This window comes from Nocardia sp. JCM 38205 (assembly GCF_058222935.1).
In genome coordinates this window covers 41950-56487 of record NZ_JBYHFL010000007.1, presented here as the reverse complement: position 1 = coordinate 56487, position 14538 = coordinate 41950, and the positions used below count along the sequence as shown (strand labels likewise).

Sequence of the window (14538 nt, the reverse complement as noted above, 5' to 3'; positions counted from 1 at the left end):
AGATCAGTTTGCGCCCGAACAGGTCACCGAGCTAGCCCGCCAGCGCCGTCGCCACCGCCTCGGCCAGCAGGTACGAGGTGACCACCCACGCCATATGCCCGGCCCCACCCAGATCGGCCACGATCGTCGGCAGCGCGGTGGACACGATCGTCTGATCCAGCGCGGCCATCAGCATCCCCAGCACGATGGTCCCGAACACCACATTGGTCTTCGCCCGGCTCATCGGCTCAGGTGCCCGTTCAGCGACTGCCACCGCATCGCTCATCGGCCCAGTATGGGCCGCGTCCCCATCCCCAGGAAGGCAGCGACACGGCAGCGAATCCCGAGATGAAGTCGGCCGGCCGGGCGTCGGCAGCGCGGGCGATCGGCTACACCGCGCCGGCGATGTCGCCGATCAGCGCACCGCGTAGGTCCCCAGGGATGGCTCGAGTGCGTCGAAGGCCGTCGCGATGTAACCGGTGAGGGCGGCGGCGATCTCGTCGTTGGATCGGCCGGCGAGGGTGCGGCGCATGGTTTCGTCGAACAGCACTCGGTGCACGCCACCGAGTTGGGCGGCGGCGACGCGCGGGGTGATGTCGTCGGGGGCGGCGCCGGTTTCCTCGGCGAGGATGCGGGCCAGGGCGGCTTCGCGGTCGTCGTGGAACTCGCGTAACCGGGCGACCAGGGCCGGGCTTGCCGTGATCATCGCGGCGAATGCGGGGCCGGAGAAGCCGACGACGGGGTCCTGTTCGGCGGCAGCGGTGAGGTAAGCGCGGCGCAATGCCGCCAGCGCGGATTCACCCGGTTCGCGCTCACGGACGGTACGGGCGAGCTGATCGACGAACACCTCGCCCAAGTCCAGCGCGAGATCTTCCTTGCGGGGGAAGTAGTTGGTCACCGTCATCTTGGCGACCTGCGCGGCCGCGGCGACGTCGGCGATCGTCACCTTGTCGAACCCGCGCTCGAGGAACAGCATGGTGGCCTGGTGGGAGATGTTTTCCCTGGTCTGCAGCTTTTTCCTGGCGCGAAGGCCCTGCGTTTCGGCGGTCTCGGTGGTCATGCGGACCAGACTACCTGAACTCGTCATAAATTTATGCTTGACATATTTTTAGGTCCACTCTAAGTTTGTCTTCGCGTTGCCACGGCGGCGCGAAACAGTCGAAGGAGAACGCGCATGACTCACGGCCCCGACAGCACCACCCGCCCCGCCAGCACCCACCGAAACGGAGCAGTCACCTTGGCCGAGAAGTCCACCCCGCAGTCCGCGTTCGATGCCGCGATCGAGCAGATGCTCAGCGCGGGCACCCAGCCACCGGCCCCCGCGGCCGCCCCGCTCGCCCGGCGCACCGAAGCCGGTTTCCCGGTCGCCGGGCGGCGCCGGAAGGCTCGCGACGAGCGCAGCCTCGCCCGCAGCCAGCAGTTCCGGTCCGCGCCACACCGGCCGCTGCGCATTCCGGGGCGCTGAAATCGGCGGCGCCTGTGTACCTCCGCAGCGGAGGTGTCATCCAGGCCTGCGCGCGCACGCCGAGTCTTCGCGGCGGGCCAGCGGTGCCGACGATGCCCCGCCCACTGCGAATTCCGGCGCTGACACCGAGGGCGCCTGCATCCCATCACGCGATGCAGGCGCCATCCCTAGCTGCCGTCCGCACGCCGAATCGTCGCGGCCGGGCAACCAGCGGGGCCACCGACGGCCCACCCGCTGCACTGCGCCGGTAGCCCCACCGAAATCCCGGATGAGATGCGATTCACCGAACAGCGCCGCAGGAGATTCCGCACAACGCCGCCTCGTCGCTGACCGCAGGCCACCACCGCGGATTCGCCCCGCACTCCCCGACTCCCGAGAGGAATCCTTTGACCACCCGATGCCTCCCCTCCCGCCGTACCGCCTCGCCCACCCTCGGCTCCGTCAGCGATGACCCGATCCGCGATTACCTGCGCGCCATCGGCCGCACACCACTGCTGAGCGCGGCGGAGGAAGTCGCGCTGGCCGAGCGAATCGAGGCCGGTGTCCGCGCCCAACAGCGGCTCGACCGATCCGGCGAGCTCCCGCCCGCCGAGCTGCGGGCCCTGCGCCGCACGGTCGCCGACGGAGCGCGCGCGAAGGAACACATGATCCAGGCGAACCTGCGCCTGGTCGTCTCCATCGCCAAGCGCTACCCGACCAACACCGGCATGTCGCTACTGGATCTGGTGCAGGAGGGCACCTTCGGCCTGATCCGGGCGATCGAGAAGTTCGATCACCGGCGCGGATTGAAGCTGTCCACCTACGCCACCTGGTGGATCCGCCAGGCCGTCGGCCGCGCGCTGGCCGATCAGGGCCGCACCATCCGCGTCCCGGTGCACGTGGTGGACGTGCTCAATCGGGTGATCCGCACCCAGCGCACCCTGTCCCAGCGGCTCGGCCGCGACGCCACCGCCGCCGAGGTCGCCGCCGACCTGGCGATGACGGAAACCCAGGTGACGCAACTGCTTCAGCTGGCGCGTGACCCGATCTCGCTGCACACGCCGATCGGCGAAGACGCCACCGAATACGGCAGTCTGATCCCCGACACGGCCCCCGGCCCCGACGAACTCGCCACCGCCGCCACCATCGGCACCCAACTGCGCGCCATGCTCGCCGCCCTGTCCGACCGCGAGGCCGAAGTACTCACCCTCCGTTACGGCCTCGATCACGACGCACCCCGCTCACTCGCTGAAATCGGTGCCGCGCTCGGTGTTTCGCGTGAACGCGTGCGCCAGATCGAAGCCAAGGGCTTGACGAAGCTACGCACGCCGGGCCGGGCGAAGGTGCTGGCGGGGATGCTGGGATAGCGCTTCACCGCACTTCTCATTCGCGCCGCCCGGGGGCCGCTCCGGCTTCCGAGGGGGCACGAGGCGGTTGCTGCCAGTAATCTGGCGTCGGAGGGAGGGCACCATGTTCATCGATTTCGTTCCTGACAGGGATGTGTACCCATTCGAATCCAGGTGGTTCGACTCATCCGCCGGACGGGTGCACTACATCGACGAGGGGGCAGGGCCGACGATCCTGTTCTGTCACGGCGCACCGGCGTGGAGTTTCCTCTACCGGCACATCGTGCAGGCCCTGCGCGACCGGTACCGGTGTATCGCCCTTGATTACCTGGGCTTCGGATTGTCCGAGCGCCCCGAGGGTTTCGGCTACACCATCGCCGAGCACACCGCCGTTCTCGGCGAGTTGATCGATCATCTGCGGCTCGACGATCTCGTTGTGATGGGGCAGGACTGGGGCGGGCCGATCGGGCTCGGCGCGGTCACCACCCGCGCGGATCGCGTGCGCGGGATCGTGCTGGGCAATACGGCGCTCTGGCCCATCGACGCACTGGCCAATCGGGCGTTCAGCACGATCATGAGCAGCCGCCCGATGCGCAAGCGAATCCTCGAACGGAATTTCCTGATCGAACGGGTTCTGCTCGGCGAACTGGGACGCACACTCAGCGCCACCGAGGCCGACCACTACCGCCTGGTGCAACCCACCGCTCGAGCCAGGCAGGCCCTCGCCGAGACGCCGAGGGAGATCCGCCGGGCCCGCCCGCTGCTGGCCGAACTCGAACGCGACGTGCCCGCCACGCTGGGCGATAAGCCGGCCCTGCTGGTGTGGGGAATGAAGGATATGGTGTTCCGCCCGAAGGCGTGCATCCCGCGGATGCGGGCCATGTTCACCGACCTCGAAGTCGTCGAGCTGCCGAACGCACGGCATTTCATTCAGGAACACGAACCGGACGCGATCGCCACGGCTATCGCCGAGCGGTTTCCGTAATCACGGGCGCTGGCGAGAACCCTCGGCCACCGTTGCGACCGAAGCGGTGCCCGCCGGCCCGGCTAGCTCAGCGACGCTGGTGCAGAGCCTGCGCGGCCGCTCGGGCAACGGTTTCCGCGACGAGCGCGAGCGCGGGCACGTCGAGCTTCCACTGCTGCCAGTACAGCGGCACATCCACCCACTTGCGGCGGCCGAGCGCGACCAGCGCACCCGATCGCAGCAGCGGCACGGCTTGCTGTTCGGGGACCAGGCCCCAGCCGAGGCCCGCGACGATGGCTTCGCAGAAGCCCTGCGAGGTGGGTATGTAGTGGCGCAGGTCGCCGGCCGCTGCCTGACCGGCGGTGATGGTGCGGACATAGCGGTCCTGCAGTTCGTCGCGCCGGTCGTAGACGATGACGGGCGCCTCGGGCAGGCGACGCCGCAGCGTTCCCGAACCGAAATGCCGGGCGACGAAATCCGGGTTCGCGACCGGCAGATACCTGGCCAGGCCGAGCAGCCGCGAGGTACAGCCGGTCACCGGCTCGGCCGACGACGTCACCGCCGCCATCACCTGCCCCTCACGCAGCAGGGTCGCGGAATGCGATTCGTCCTCGCGGTGCAGCTCGAAGCAGATCGGCGGGTCCTGTGGGACGCGGGTCAGGGCGGGCAGGAACCAGGTGGCCAGTGAATCACCGTTCACCGCGATGGACAGTCGCGCCGGATCGGATTCGTCACCGATGCCCAGCTCGCGCTGCGTGTCGCGTTGCAGTGCGGCGATCTGGCGCGCGAATTTGACGATCACCTGCCCGGATTCGGTCGGTTGCGCGGGCTTGGTGCGGGTGAGCAGCACCCGGCCGGTGCGTTGTTCGAGCGCCTTGATGCGCTGACTCACCGCTGACGGCGTGACGTGGAGTGCGGCCGCGGCGGCGTCGAAGGTGCCCTCGTCGACCACCGCCAGCAGCGTGCGCACCTGATCGAACGGCAACTCTGTCATCACAGCAGCTAATGATAGTTAAGAAACTTTAGCTGTACTGATTCCGTGGATCTCCCTAGCGTCGGGTGACGTGAACAGCGGAATCTTCCCGGCGGCGCTCGCCGGATTCGGTGCGGGGTTGTCTCTGATCGTGGCCATCGGCGCGCAGAACGCCTTCGTCCTGCGCCAGGGTGCGCGCGGGCACGCGGTTCCGGTTGTCGTGGCGATCGCCGCGATCTCCGATGCGCTGCTCATCGCCCTCGGTGTGGCCGGGTTCGGCTCGGTGATCACCGCCTGGCCCGCCGCGCTCACCATCGCCGGCCTGGCGGGCGGAGCCTTCCTGATCTGCTACGGCGCCATGGCCGCCCGCCGCGCGCTGCGACCGCCCGCCGGCCAGGCCCTGACCAGCGCGTCCGGCGCCGCGGGCACCCTACGCAACGTGGTGCTCACCTGCCTGGCCATGACCTGGCTCAACCCGCACGCCTACATCGACACCGTGCTGCTGCTCGGCACCGTCGCCACCCAACGCGGTTCGCTGCGCTGGATTTTCGGCCTCGGCGCCATGCTCGCCAGCTTCACCTGGTTCATCACCCTCGGCTACGGCGCCCGCCTCCTCGCCCCCATCCTGTCCCGCCCCACCGCCTGGCGTTTCCTCGACACCCTCGTCGCCATCACCATGCTCACCATGGGCGCTGCCCTGGTCGTGCGCGCACTGTGACATGCAAGGGCAACCGCGCGGATCCAATGCCAGCTGGCGCCTCGCTACGACCACCCGAGTTCCACTGCCCAAGAACATTTCCCGCCGACCTACTACCCAAGCCACCGCTACTCGCGGCCCGCGGCGGATGCTGGTTCCGAGTACCCGGAGTGACGGGCCCGGACGGTGAGCTGCACGTCGGCGTCGAACAGGACTTCCGGCCCGCTACGAAGGCCCACCCCGCCTTCATCGTCGACATCGACGCCACCGCAGCCGCAGTGACCGCCGCGGGCCACCCCGTGAACTGGCCCGACCCCGCCGAGATCCCCGGCCGCCGCAGGTTCCACACGATCGACGGCGTGGGCAACCGACTGGAATTCCTCGCCACCGACCACTAGATCGTGAGCGGAGCGGCGGGCGGGAAGGTGACCGGGAGTTCCGCCAGGGCTCGGTGGAACGGTCCGGGGCGCCAGGTGGGGGTGTCGTCGGGGAGGTCGAGGCGCAGGTCGGGGAGGGCGTCGAGGAGTTGGTCGATGGCGTCCTGGGCGATCAGGTACGCCAGGGACTGAGCGGGGCAGGCGTGCGGGCCGACGCCCCAGGCCAGGTGGGCGCGGTTGCCGAGGAGTTCGCCGTTGCGCACGGCGGGGTCGTTGTTGCAGGCGGCCATGCTGATCACGACGGGCTGGTGGGCGGGTAGCCAGACGTCGTCGATCAGGATCGGCTGACGCGGGTAGGTGATCAGCAGGTTCGCCAGCGGCGGATCGTTGAACAGCACTTCGTCCAAGGCGTCGCGCGAGGACAGGTTGCCGCCGAGCACGCTGCCGCCGAAGCGTTCATCACTGAGCACCAGCAGCAGGGTGTTGGCGATCAGGTTGAGCTGGAATTCGATTCCGGTGCCGTAGACCTGCGAGACGTGGTGCGACACCTCCACGTCGTCGAGCGCGGATTCGTGTTGCAGCAGCGCGGAGGTGATGTCGTTGCCGGGCTCGACGCGTTTGTAGGTCACCAACTTCATCAGCGCCTCACCGAGCAGCTGATTGCCCTTCTCGGCGTCGACTCCTTCGAGCAACGCCGCCGTGCCCGCCGCGACCTGCTGGCCGATCTCGGCTGGGCAGCCGAGCAGGAAGTTCACCACTTCGAAGACCAGCGGGAACACATATTGGCGGATCAGATCCGCCTGCCCGTCGGCGCAGAACGTGTTGATCAGCGGAACAGCGATGTTCTCCACGACGCCGTTGAGCGCATACAGATCGACATTGTCGATGCCGGCGGTGATGGCCTGGCGATAGCGCACGAAATCGGCCCCCGAACTGCGGCTGGCCATCGGCCGCCATTCCAGCAGCGGAAGAATCGGGCAGTCGGCCGGGACGTTCTTCTGCCACGCCCGCGGATCGGCGGGAAAATGCTCGGGATCGTTGAGGATGCGCACCGCGGTGCTGTATCCGATCACCAAGGTGGCGGGAACCTCGGGCGCCAGTTCGACCGGCGCCAAAGATCCGTAGCGGCCGCGCATTTCGCGGTAGTGCCGATGCGGGTCGGCGGCGAACTCGGCCGAGTGCAGCGGCACGCGGGGGCCGAGGGTGAGCGTCGGCGATCCGTGGGCCACCGGGCACGAGGTGACCTGCGCCCAAGGGGTGGAGGTAGTCACGCGGGAACTCCAGACTGTTCGGATTCGGTCAGACGCCGAGGGCATCCAATGAGTCGTGATCGTCCAATGCGGTGGTGATGCGTTCGAGCAGGGTCAAGCAGGTTTCGACGGACTGCATCTTGGGCTGGTAGGCGGCGCGGCCGATGGTGAAAGCCCATGCCGCGTAAGCGAACATGGACTGCTGCCGATAGGCGAGCCACGCCTCGTCGAACGAGGGCGCCGATCCACGGACCCGGGCGAGTTCATCCAGATAGGCCGCCAGCAGATCGCGATCCCATGTCCGCCGGTCCTCGGGCTCGCAGCCCGAGTTCACGGTGTAGGCGAAATCGTGTGCCCAGCCGCCGCGCATCACGACCTGCCAGTCCACGAATCCCATTCGCCCGTCGCCGGTGACGTAGGTCTGCCCGATATGCGGATCACCGTGCAGCAGCGTCGGGGGAAGCTCGTCGGTGGCCAGCTCGATCGCCCGCTCGACGCCCGCCCACAGCCGTTCGCTCTGGCCGCGCAGGGATTCGGGGATCACTTCCCCGGCCCGTTCCAGCCCGATCGCGCAGCGCTTCTTCATATCGATCGCGGCGAGATAGGCCTGGAGCATATAGCTCGGGTTGTTGAGGACCGCGATCGACGGATGCTCCCAGAACGTGCCGTGCAGGCGCGCGAGATTGCGCACCAGATCTTCCATCTGGGTCTTGCTCACCGAGGTGGTCGGTTCCACGAACACGGCACCGCGAGTGGTGGCGATGTCTTCCATCAGCGCGATGGAACGCCACGACGATTCGTCGGCGGCGCCCCAATATCCGACCGGCGCCTCCATCTCGACCTCGGGCCGGAAGTCGCGGAAGAAGCGGGTCTCGCCGGTGATCATCTTGCCGCCGCCGAGCAGAATGCGCTGGCTGAAAGCCGTGGTCGTCTTGGCGAACAGTGCCGTCGGCAGCCCGGCCTGCTCGCCCGCTTCGTTGTATTCGACCGCGATCGCGACTCGGGTCGAGGTGCCCCGGCTGCCGTTGTAGGTCGCACAGGAGATGACCTCGGCGCCGGGGACGTCACGGCACAGCACCGCCGTCAGCCAGGCCGGTGTGATCGTTTCCCCGGATACCGGAACGTCGTCGATGGTTCGCGCCTTCGGCCGGACCACCTTCTCCCCCAAGATATGTCCGCCCACCGCGACCGATCGCCCGAGCAGCCATAGCTTGTGGTTCATTCGCTTGCCTCGATTTCCGAATCATGACGAACTGGTACGAGCGGCCTGCTTCGAATGCACTGGCCCAGACGACAGTACGCGAGACGAACGAAAAATATGGACTGACAACGTATTAAGACTGACCGGCCTGTTTTGTTACCGGTCGCCGATCGCCGGCCGAGCAGGCCGCGCCGGACCCCTCAGAACCGGTCGATCCCGGCGACGAGCGTCGCGATTCCCGACACCAGCAGCCCGGCCATCAGCAGCGTCGCACCCAGCCAGACGCTGACGATCATCCGGTTCGGCCGCTGCGGTTCGCGGCCGAGCACCGAGAGGAAGAAGCCGAGCGGCATCAGGATCGCGGCGACCAGCACGGCGATCGCGCCGCCATCGGCCCAGCCGCGGCTCGCACCCGTCGCGTTGCCGAGGACGGCGAGCAGCAGGCCGAGCACGACCAGCACCCCGGCATGCGCGTGGCCGGCACGGAAGAAGGATTTCTGCAGATCGTTGGTGGGGTGGGCGCCGGTGAAGACGCGCAGTAGGAACGTGCCGCCGAAGGCGATGGTGACCACCGAGAGGATGGTCGCCCCGAGCACGATGCTCATGAACGGCGAGATCAGCGAGGTATCCATGACTGCTTCCTGGCGTCGTAGATCCGATTGGATAGTGTAGCTACCCAATAATGGATAGTTACACTATCCAATGTCAAGGGTGACTCGGAGGAGGACAGACGCGATGCTGATGTCGGAGCTTGCGGCCCGCACCGGAGTGCCGGTGCCGACGATCAAGTACTACCTGCGCGAGGGTGTGCTCATGCCGGGCCGCGCCACCAGCGCCACCCGTGCCGAGTACGGAGAACCGCACGTCAAACGGATCGCATTGGTGAAGGCACTGTCCGGGCACGGCTTAGCGCTGGCGAAGATCAAGACGATCGTCGGCCTGATCGATGCCCCGGAGGAAACCCTGCTCACCGCCCTCGGCGCCGCCACCGCCGCACTCCCGCCATCACCCGAAGCGGGTACCGACACCGAATTGCCGCGCGCCCGAGCCGCATTCGCCATCCTCGGCCGTCAGCTACCCGCCGACCTCCCCGCCGCCGCCCAACTCGAACAAGCCCTCGCCGACGCCGAAGCCGCAGGCCTGCCCATGACCGAGGACCGCCTGCGCGCCTACGCCCCCCACATCACCGCCATCGCCGCCTTCGAAATCGACCGCATGCCGCTGGACTCCCCCGCCGCCGCCATCGAATACTCCGTACTCGGCACCGTCCTCTACGAACCCATCCTCGCCGCCCTGCGCCGCATCACCCACGCCGAACTCACCGCCCAGCGCCTCGCCGACTTCGGTCCGGACGCGTAGTTCCGGCCTTCCCACACTCGGGCCACGCGTATCGCAGTGAACCGCTGCCGCGAAGAAGCCCGCCCGTCGAACAGCTGCTCGACGGGCGGGCTCACCTCGGTGCAATTCGAGGAAGGGTGCGCTCAGCTGGTCCAGATGCGCACGGACATATCGCTGCGGGCCGTGAAGTAGCCCGTACCGCCCGGGTCGACTCGGTGAACGGTTCCCGGGCCCCGGCTGTCACAGGATGTCGTGCCCTGGAAGACGCTGGCTCTCCTATTGGTTTTGTTGGTGAATTCGACGACCTGCGTCGAGGCGCCGCCTGGCATGCGATGGCAGCTGCCATCCTTCGGATCTTTCAGCTCGGTGGTTTGGCTGTTCACCCTCCAGATGAAGGTGCCGGTGGCGGCATCGGCGGGGGCGGCAGTCGCGGACAGGAGTCCGACCGCGGCCGCGGTAGTGGCAAGGACTGCAAGGCCGAGGACGGATCGGCGAGTGCCCGAACGCGAGCCATCGCGAGCACGCTCAGCGCCCGCCGTGGCGAGATCGGCCCGTGAGCGAGCGCGGATGGTTGCCGGACCGATCCTGGACGATAGATCGAGTGGAACCGGATCGCGGTAAGGTGCGTCCTATTCAGTGTCGGTCTTTTCGCACCGAAAGCAGGAGGGGTATGCGTACCGCGAGTAGTGCACACAGAGGGGTCGCGGTCCGCGCGATGCTCGGCGCAATCGCCGCCGCCGGGCTGGTCGCCGGGTGCTCGACGTCGGTGGATGGGGAGCCGGCGGCGCAGGGGCAGAGTGAGACGACGCGGGAACAGACGGTGCAGTGGAATCCGTGCACCGACTTGGCTGATGAGGCCTTGGCGGCGACGAAGGTGAACCCCGCATCGAAGGATGCAGTTACAGATGCACCTTCCGGAGATGTGACCTACCGGATTTGCCGGTGGGATTCGACCGAGGGTCCCTACCTCGTGTACGTCGGGTCATCGACATACACGCAGGCAGAAGCCCGAGCAAACACCAACCTGTCTGGGCTGAAGGAAGTTCAGATCGGCCCCCGCTCCGGCTTGACGTACGGCGAGAAATCGGACGAGGAACGTTCGACCTGCTGGGTGAACCTTCCGTGGGCGAAAGGGACGCTAGAAGTGTCTGTCAGCTGGCTTTACGGCGAGGAAGAATCAATGCCGGAATCACCGCCGTGCAGTGTGGCAGTTCGACACGCTACCGAGCTCGAGCCTTACCTGCCAAAATGATGACGGCTGTGAATCTTCTCGTGAGAAAGATCAGGTCGGCTCGTCTGCAGGCAGTGTTGGGAGGGGAACTGTGACGACACCCAGCAACTCTGAGATGCCCGGATTGCTGAACCACTGGAAAACGATGAAAACCCAAGCCGAGAACGGCGAACTGCGCATGGAGCCGGAAATTGGGAATGCGCTGAAGGGCCGCGCAGATACCTTGCTCACGGAACTGCGCAAGATGGTCGCGGACACCAAGCAACTCGAGCACGTGTCGGGCTTTGGCACCTTGAATTCAGCCGAAGCACTGCGGAAGAAATTCGCAGCGAAGGCGAGCACCGATGAAGATTCGGCTCTGAAACGGCTCCAGGAGAGCATCGACATCGTCACGCTGATGAGTGAGACCTACGCTCTCGCCATTCGCCGGATCGAGGAAACAGACCAGTCCACCGCTGGCGTGCTGGGACAAACGGGGGTGCAGTAGCTATGGGACTCGGCTTCACCGACTGGGTCAGCAACGTCGGCAACTTCATCGACAACCCAGTCGTGTCGACTGTTCAGTTCCTCGGTTTCGGCGAGGCAGACCAGAACAAGCGCGATGATCAGCAGCGCGTGAATGACGAGAAGGCCAAGTGGGATGCCGACCGCGCGATCGTCGGCACCGAGTGGCAGGGCCTGCTCGGCGAATACGGTAGTGATCAGTTCGCCGGTCGCGTCATCACCGTGCAAGACCCCTTCGAAACGATGTCGCATCAGGAGATCTACGACGCGGTAAAAGACGTCGACCCCGCTGCGATCAACACGAAGGCCGATGGTTGGCGCAACCTCACAAAGGACGCCCGAGACGCAATCGAGGTGTTCTCCAAAGGCGTCGAAGAAGACATCACCAACTACTGGAATGGCCAATCTGGTACCGCCGCAATCGAAGGCACTCGCGCATTCGCAACCTCGTTCACCACGATCGCAGCCTGCTTTCAGATGGTTGCCCACGGCCTGGACCTGATGGAAGGCCACCTCGCGCAGGCGAAGAACTCCGTCGGCAAACCCGACAACACCACGGTCGGCGACAAGATCATCAACGCGATTCCGTTCCAGAGCGTCATCAAAGGCCCCGAGTACCGGGCGACCGAGGCGCAAGAAAACGCCCGGTTCGTGATGACCACGTACTACCGGCCGGGCGCCGAGGACGTCGACGGCCATACACCGGTCCTCCCCCAGCCCAAGAACCCCGTCGATGACAAGGACGAAGGCTGGAAACCTCCGGTCAACCCGCCCGGCACCTCCGGCTGGCCGCCGGGTGGGGGCGGGAAGAACCCGGGCGAGGAGATCGAGAACGGGGGTGGCGAGAACAACGGCAACGGCGAAGAGTCGAACCCGTCCGACGACACCACGGACAATACGACTCCGCAGTCGACCACTCCCGCCTCCACCACGCCTGCGTCGACCACTCCGGCGAGCACCCAGCTCCCGAACTCGGATCTTCCGCGCGGTACGTCCGGGCTGCCCGGCGGCGTCGGCACCGGTGGGATGGGGTCGGGCGGCGGTCCTGGTGGCAGCGGTGTGCCGTCGACACCGGGGATGGGTCGCAGTGTGCCCGGTGGCGGGGCGAATACGCAGGGTAAGGCGGCGGCGTCGACCGGCGCGGGTGCGGGCTCGGGGCGCAATGGCCGGATGGGGATGCCGGGCATGGGCATGCCTGCCGGACGCGGCGGCGGCAAGGGCGAGGACGACGACGAACACAAGACACCCGACTATTTGATCTACGACCACGGCGATGAACTGCTCGGCAGTCAACCGCCTGCGTTGCCACCGGGTGGAGTGATCGGCGGATGAGCGAATCACGTTGGCGGATGGACGGTTTGATGTTCACCCTGGCGGTGAACGCGTTCGGCCGTGACCGGTTGCCGTATCCGATCAAATGGGAGCCGGAGCGCCGCGTCCCGGACGAACCGGTCCCCTATGACGACTATCAGCGGATGCGCAGGGAGGCCGGGCAGCGGCTCGCCGCCATCGCCGATCAACGCTTGCACCGGGCGATTTCCACGCTGCTCGAACCGGAGGTGCGGGTGGAGGTGCACGGCTTCTTCGGCCAGGATTTCCGGCAGGTCGTGCGCATCCACGCCGGCATCGTCGGCCAGGAGGCCGCGATGGCGGTCCAATTGCCCGGCGCTACACAGGCTTACGGCCGTGATGTGATCCTGTCGATGCTGCCCGCGCCTGCCCTCGCCGGCCAGGTTGTTGCGCATCTACCCAAGTGCGCGGGCGGTAAGTACGAAGGGCTGCGGGCGCGTGGCTCGGATGTGAGTCGCGTCGAGTACGCCAAGCACCCGACCCGTCTGTCGCTCACCGAGAAGATCAACCGCATCGTGCGCCGCCCGCGCTCGAGCCTCGGCGAGATCGGCGTCTACGCCGGCGGCGCGATCGATGGCCGCCCCACCCCGGACGTCCGCGGCTTCACCTGGATGGACTACCAGCCCAACGACGGCCGCTACCTCCTGCAACACCACCCCCACGACGAATTCACCCTCGCCCCCGCCCCACCCGACGAGATCGTCCGCGCCCTCCAGCACACCATCGACACCACCCGCCGCGCCACCGCCCCTGCGTGGTGAGTCCCTCGACGAGGGGGCATGACCGGGTACACGCCGCAATCGCCCGGCTCATGTCCCCATCCCCCGCGCAAGGACATGCGGCACCAGCAACGTTGTGGGACGCCCGCGATTATCGCGGCGCCGCACAGACGAATTCGACGGTGTCACGCGGGCAAGCTCATCGCCAATGGCTGCCGACTCCGTTCGCTGGCGTCGGCACGGAGGCGTCCGCGCACTGCGCCGGGTACGAGCGGTGGGGCTCGGGCGACTTCCGGCGGTTCGGGGCTCGGGCGACCTCCGGCGGTTCGGGGCGGGTCATCCCGTGAATCGCACGGTTACTTGTCCTGCTGGCGGCGGACCATTTCGTTGATCCAGATGGGCGCGTAGGGCGAGGTGCAGCCGGGGGAGGTCGGGTAGTCCTTCAGAACCTCGAGGCGTTCGCCGATGGCGAGTGCGCGGGGGCGGTGGTCGGGGTTGGTGATGCCGATGTGGGCGAGACAGGTGTTCATCGACCATTGGAGGCGGTCGGGGGCGGCTTTCATGTGCGCTTCGATGAGGTCGAGCAGTTCGGTGAGGTCGAGGCCCTCGGGGTTCTTGACCACGCGGTCGGCGGTGAGCGCCCAGCCCGCGCTCGCGACCAGCGGGTCTGGGTCGGCGAACCAGGTGCGGCGCAGCTCTTCGGCGTGCGGGTTCTTCTTCAACACGTAGTTGATCAGCCAATCCTGGACCTTGGGTGCGGTGGCCTGGCGCATCATGGCATCGAGCTCGTCCCGGTCGAAGGCCTTCGGGCGGCAGATCAGCAGAGACAGCAGTCGCGCCGCGGTGTCGCCGGTGTTCCAGAGTTCGCGGGCGAGATCGTGCTGGGTCTTCAGCCGTTTGGCAAGTGCGCGCAGCTTGGTGAGGTTGACGCCGTGATCGTCACCGTGCTTCTCGTTCACCGCCCGCATCTTCGGGTCGTCCAGCGCGGCCAGCTCGGCCAGCACCTGCGACACCGTCGTCTCGGTCGACATCGTCTCGGCCACGGCGAAACCTCCTGTCCGGCATCTGAGAGCTTCAGGCTACGACGGCAGGCGCCCGACCGCGCGTGATCAACGGCAAACCCGGCAGCCGCCCACGCCCCGGATATCCAGCGATTTCCCACTAT

General features: G+C 67.1%; 18 protein-coding genes. 10 read left to right on the top strand and 8 right to left on the bottom strand.

The window, feature by feature from the left end; translation table 11 throughout:
- Nucleotides 1-31: 31 nt before the first annotated feature.
- Both AC4HOU_RS24140 and AC4HOU_RS24135 read right to left on the bottom strand, forming a co-directional pair.
- Entirely contained in the window at nucleotides 32-265 is a 234-nt protein-coding gene (locus AC4HOU_RS24140; protein WP_490725330.1) for a hypothetical protein, read from the bottom strand.
- A gap of 129 nt (nucleotides 266-394) precedes the next feature.
- On the bottom strand, nucleotides 395-1039 hold the full coding sequence (locus AC4HOU_RS24135) for a TetR family transcriptional regulator (RefSeq protein ID WP_490725328.1): 645 nt from the start codon (nucleotides 1037-1039) through the stop codon (nucleotides 395-397).
- 114 nt (nucleotides 1040-1153) lie between these two features.
- Between AC4HOU_RS24135 and AC4HOU_RS24130 the strand changes: the two genes are divergently transcribed.
- The 3 genes from AC4HOU_RS24130 (at nucleotide 1154) to AC4HOU_RS24120 (ending at nucleotide 3754) form a co-directional block, all read left to right on the top strand.
- On the top strand, nucleotides 1154-1444 hold the full coding sequence (locus AC4HOU_RS24130) for a hypothetical protein (protein ID WP_490725326.1): 291 nt from the start codon (nucleotides 1154-1156) through the stop codon (nucleotides 1442-1444).
- 386 nt (nucleotides 1445-1830) lie between these two features.
- Entirely contained in the window at nucleotides 1831-2790 is a 960-nt protein-coding gene (locus tag AC4HOU_RS24125) for a sigma-70 family RNA polymerase sigma factor (RefSeq protein WP_490725324.1), read from the top strand.
- Nucleotides 2791-2893: 103 nt separating this feature from the next.
- Nucleotides 2894-3754, top strand: a complete 861-nt coding sequence (locus AC4HOU_RS24120) for a haloalkane dehalogenase (RefSeq protein WP_490725323.1) — start codon at nucleotides 2894-2896, stop codon at nucleotides 3752-3754.
- Nucleotides 3755-3821: 67 nt separating this feature from the next.
- Here the strand turns inward: AC4HOU_RS24120 and AC4HOU_RS24115 are convergent, their stop codons facing one another.
- Complete coding sequence (locus AC4HOU_RS24115; protein WP_490725417.1) at nucleotides 3822-4727, bottom strand: LysR family transcriptional regulator ArgP; 906 nt, start codon at nucleotides 4725-4727, stop codon at nucleotides 3822-3824.
- 70 nt (nucleotides 4728-4797) lie between these two features.
- On the opposite strand from AC4HOU_RS24115, the gene AC4HOU_RS24110 reads away from it, so the two are divergent.
- Together AC4HOU_RS24110 and AC4HOU_RS24105 are read left to right on the top strand one after the other, a co-directional pair.
- Nucleotides 4798-5424 (top strand): LysE/ArgO family amino acid transporter, encoded by a 627-nt coding sequence (locus AC4HOU_RS24110; protein WP_280212432.1) that lies wholly within the window; start codon nucleotides 4798-4800, stop codon nucleotides 5422-5424.
- 149 nt (nucleotides 5425-5573) lie between these two features.
- Entirely contained in the window at nucleotides 5574-5801 is a 228-nt protein-coding gene (locus tag AC4HOU_RS24105) for a hypothetical protein (protein WP_228806405.1), read from the top strand.
- Here the strand turns inward: AC4HOU_RS24105 and AC4HOU_RS24100 are convergent.
- From AC4HOU_RS24100 to AC4HOU_RS24090, 3 genes are all read right to left on the bottom strand, one after another.
- Nucleotides 5798-7051: a cytochrome P450 family protein gene (locus AC4HOU_RS24100; protein WP_280498692.1), complete on the bottom strand. Its 1254-nt coding sequence runs from the start codon at nucleotides 7049-7051 to the stop codon at nucleotides 5798-5800. The two genes, AC4HOU_RS24105 and AC4HOU_RS24100, sit on opposite strands and share 4 nt — an antisense overlap.
- Before the next feature lie 28 nt (nucleotides 7052-7079).
- Nucleotides 7080-8252: an aminoglycoside phosphotransferase family protein gene (locus AC4HOU_RS24095; protein ID WP_194992702.1), complete on the bottom strand. Its 1173-nt coding sequence runs from the start codon at nucleotides 8250-8252 to the stop codon at nucleotides 7080-7082.
- A 179-nt stretch (nucleotides 8253-8431) separates the two neighbouring features.
- Entirely contained in the window at nucleotides 8432-8863 is a 432-nt protein-coding gene (locus AC4HOU_RS24090; RefSeq protein ID WP_228807125.1) for a hypothetical protein, read from the bottom strand.
- A gap of 103 nt (nucleotides 8864-8966) precedes the next feature.
- Here AC4HOU_RS24090 and AC4HOU_RS24085 point away from each other — a divergent pair, with 103 nt between their 5' ends.
- A complete protein-coding gene (locus AC4HOU_RS24085) occupies nucleotides 8967-9590 on the top strand; it encodes a MerR family transcriptional regulator (protein WP_194992701.1) in 624 nt (207 codons plus the stop codon).
- A 122-nt stretch (nucleotides 9591-9712) separates the two neighbouring features.
- Here AC4HOU_RS24085 and AC4HOU_RS24080 read toward each other — a convergent pair whose 3' ends face one another.
- Complete coding sequence (locus tag AC4HOU_RS24080; protein ID WP_195007210.1) at nucleotides 9713-9952, bottom strand: hypothetical protein; 240 nt, start codon at nucleotides 9950-9952, stop codon at nucleotides 9713-9715.
- A 287-nt stretch (nucleotides 9953-10239) separates the two neighbouring features.
- Here AC4HOU_RS24080 and AC4HOU_RS24075 point away from each other — a divergent pair, with 287 nt between their 5' ends.
- From AC4HOU_RS24075 to AC4HOU_RS24060, 4 genes are all read left to right on the top strand, one after another.
- Nucleotides 10240-10821 carry a DUF3558 domain-containing protein gene (locus tag AC4HOU_RS24075; RefSeq protein ID WP_490725320.1) on the top strand — a complete coding sequence of 194 codons (582 nt, stop codon included), beginning with the start codon at nucleotides 10240-10242 and terminating at the stop codon, nucleotides 10819-10821.
- 70 nt (nucleotides 10822-10891) lie between these two features.
- Nucleotides 10892-11287 carry a hypothetical protein gene (locus AC4HOU_RS24070; RefSeq protein WP_163817885.1) on the top strand — a complete coding sequence of 132 codons (396 nt, stop codon included), beginning with the start codon at nucleotides 10892-10894 and terminating at the stop codon, nucleotides 11285-11287.
- A gap of 2 nt (nucleotides 11288-11289) precedes the next feature.
- Nucleotides 11290-12636 (top strand): hypothetical protein, encoded by a 1347-nt coding sequence (locus AC4HOU_RS24065; RefSeq protein ID WP_490725318.1) that lies wholly within the window; start codon nucleotides 11290-11292, stop codon nucleotides 12634-12636.
- Nucleotides 12633-13415 carry an ESX secretion-associated protein EspG gene (locus AC4HOU_RS24060; protein WP_195021479.1) on the top strand — a complete coding sequence of 261 codons (783 nt, stop codon included), beginning with the start codon at nucleotides 12633-12635 and terminating at the stop codon, nucleotides 13413-13415. The genes AC4HOU_RS24065 and AC4HOU_RS24060 overlap by 4 nt, the downstream gene beginning before the upstream one ends.
- A 314-nt stretch (nucleotides 13416-13729) precedes the next feature.
- Here the strand turns inward: AC4HOU_RS24060 and AC4HOU_RS24055 are convergent, their stop codons facing one another.
- A complete protein-coding gene (locus tag AC4HOU_RS24055; RefSeq protein WP_195021480.1) occupies nucleotides 13730-14416 on the bottom strand; it encodes a DNA alkylation repair protein in 687 nt (228 codons plus the stop codon).
- Nucleotides 14417-14538: the final 122 nt, after the last annotated feature.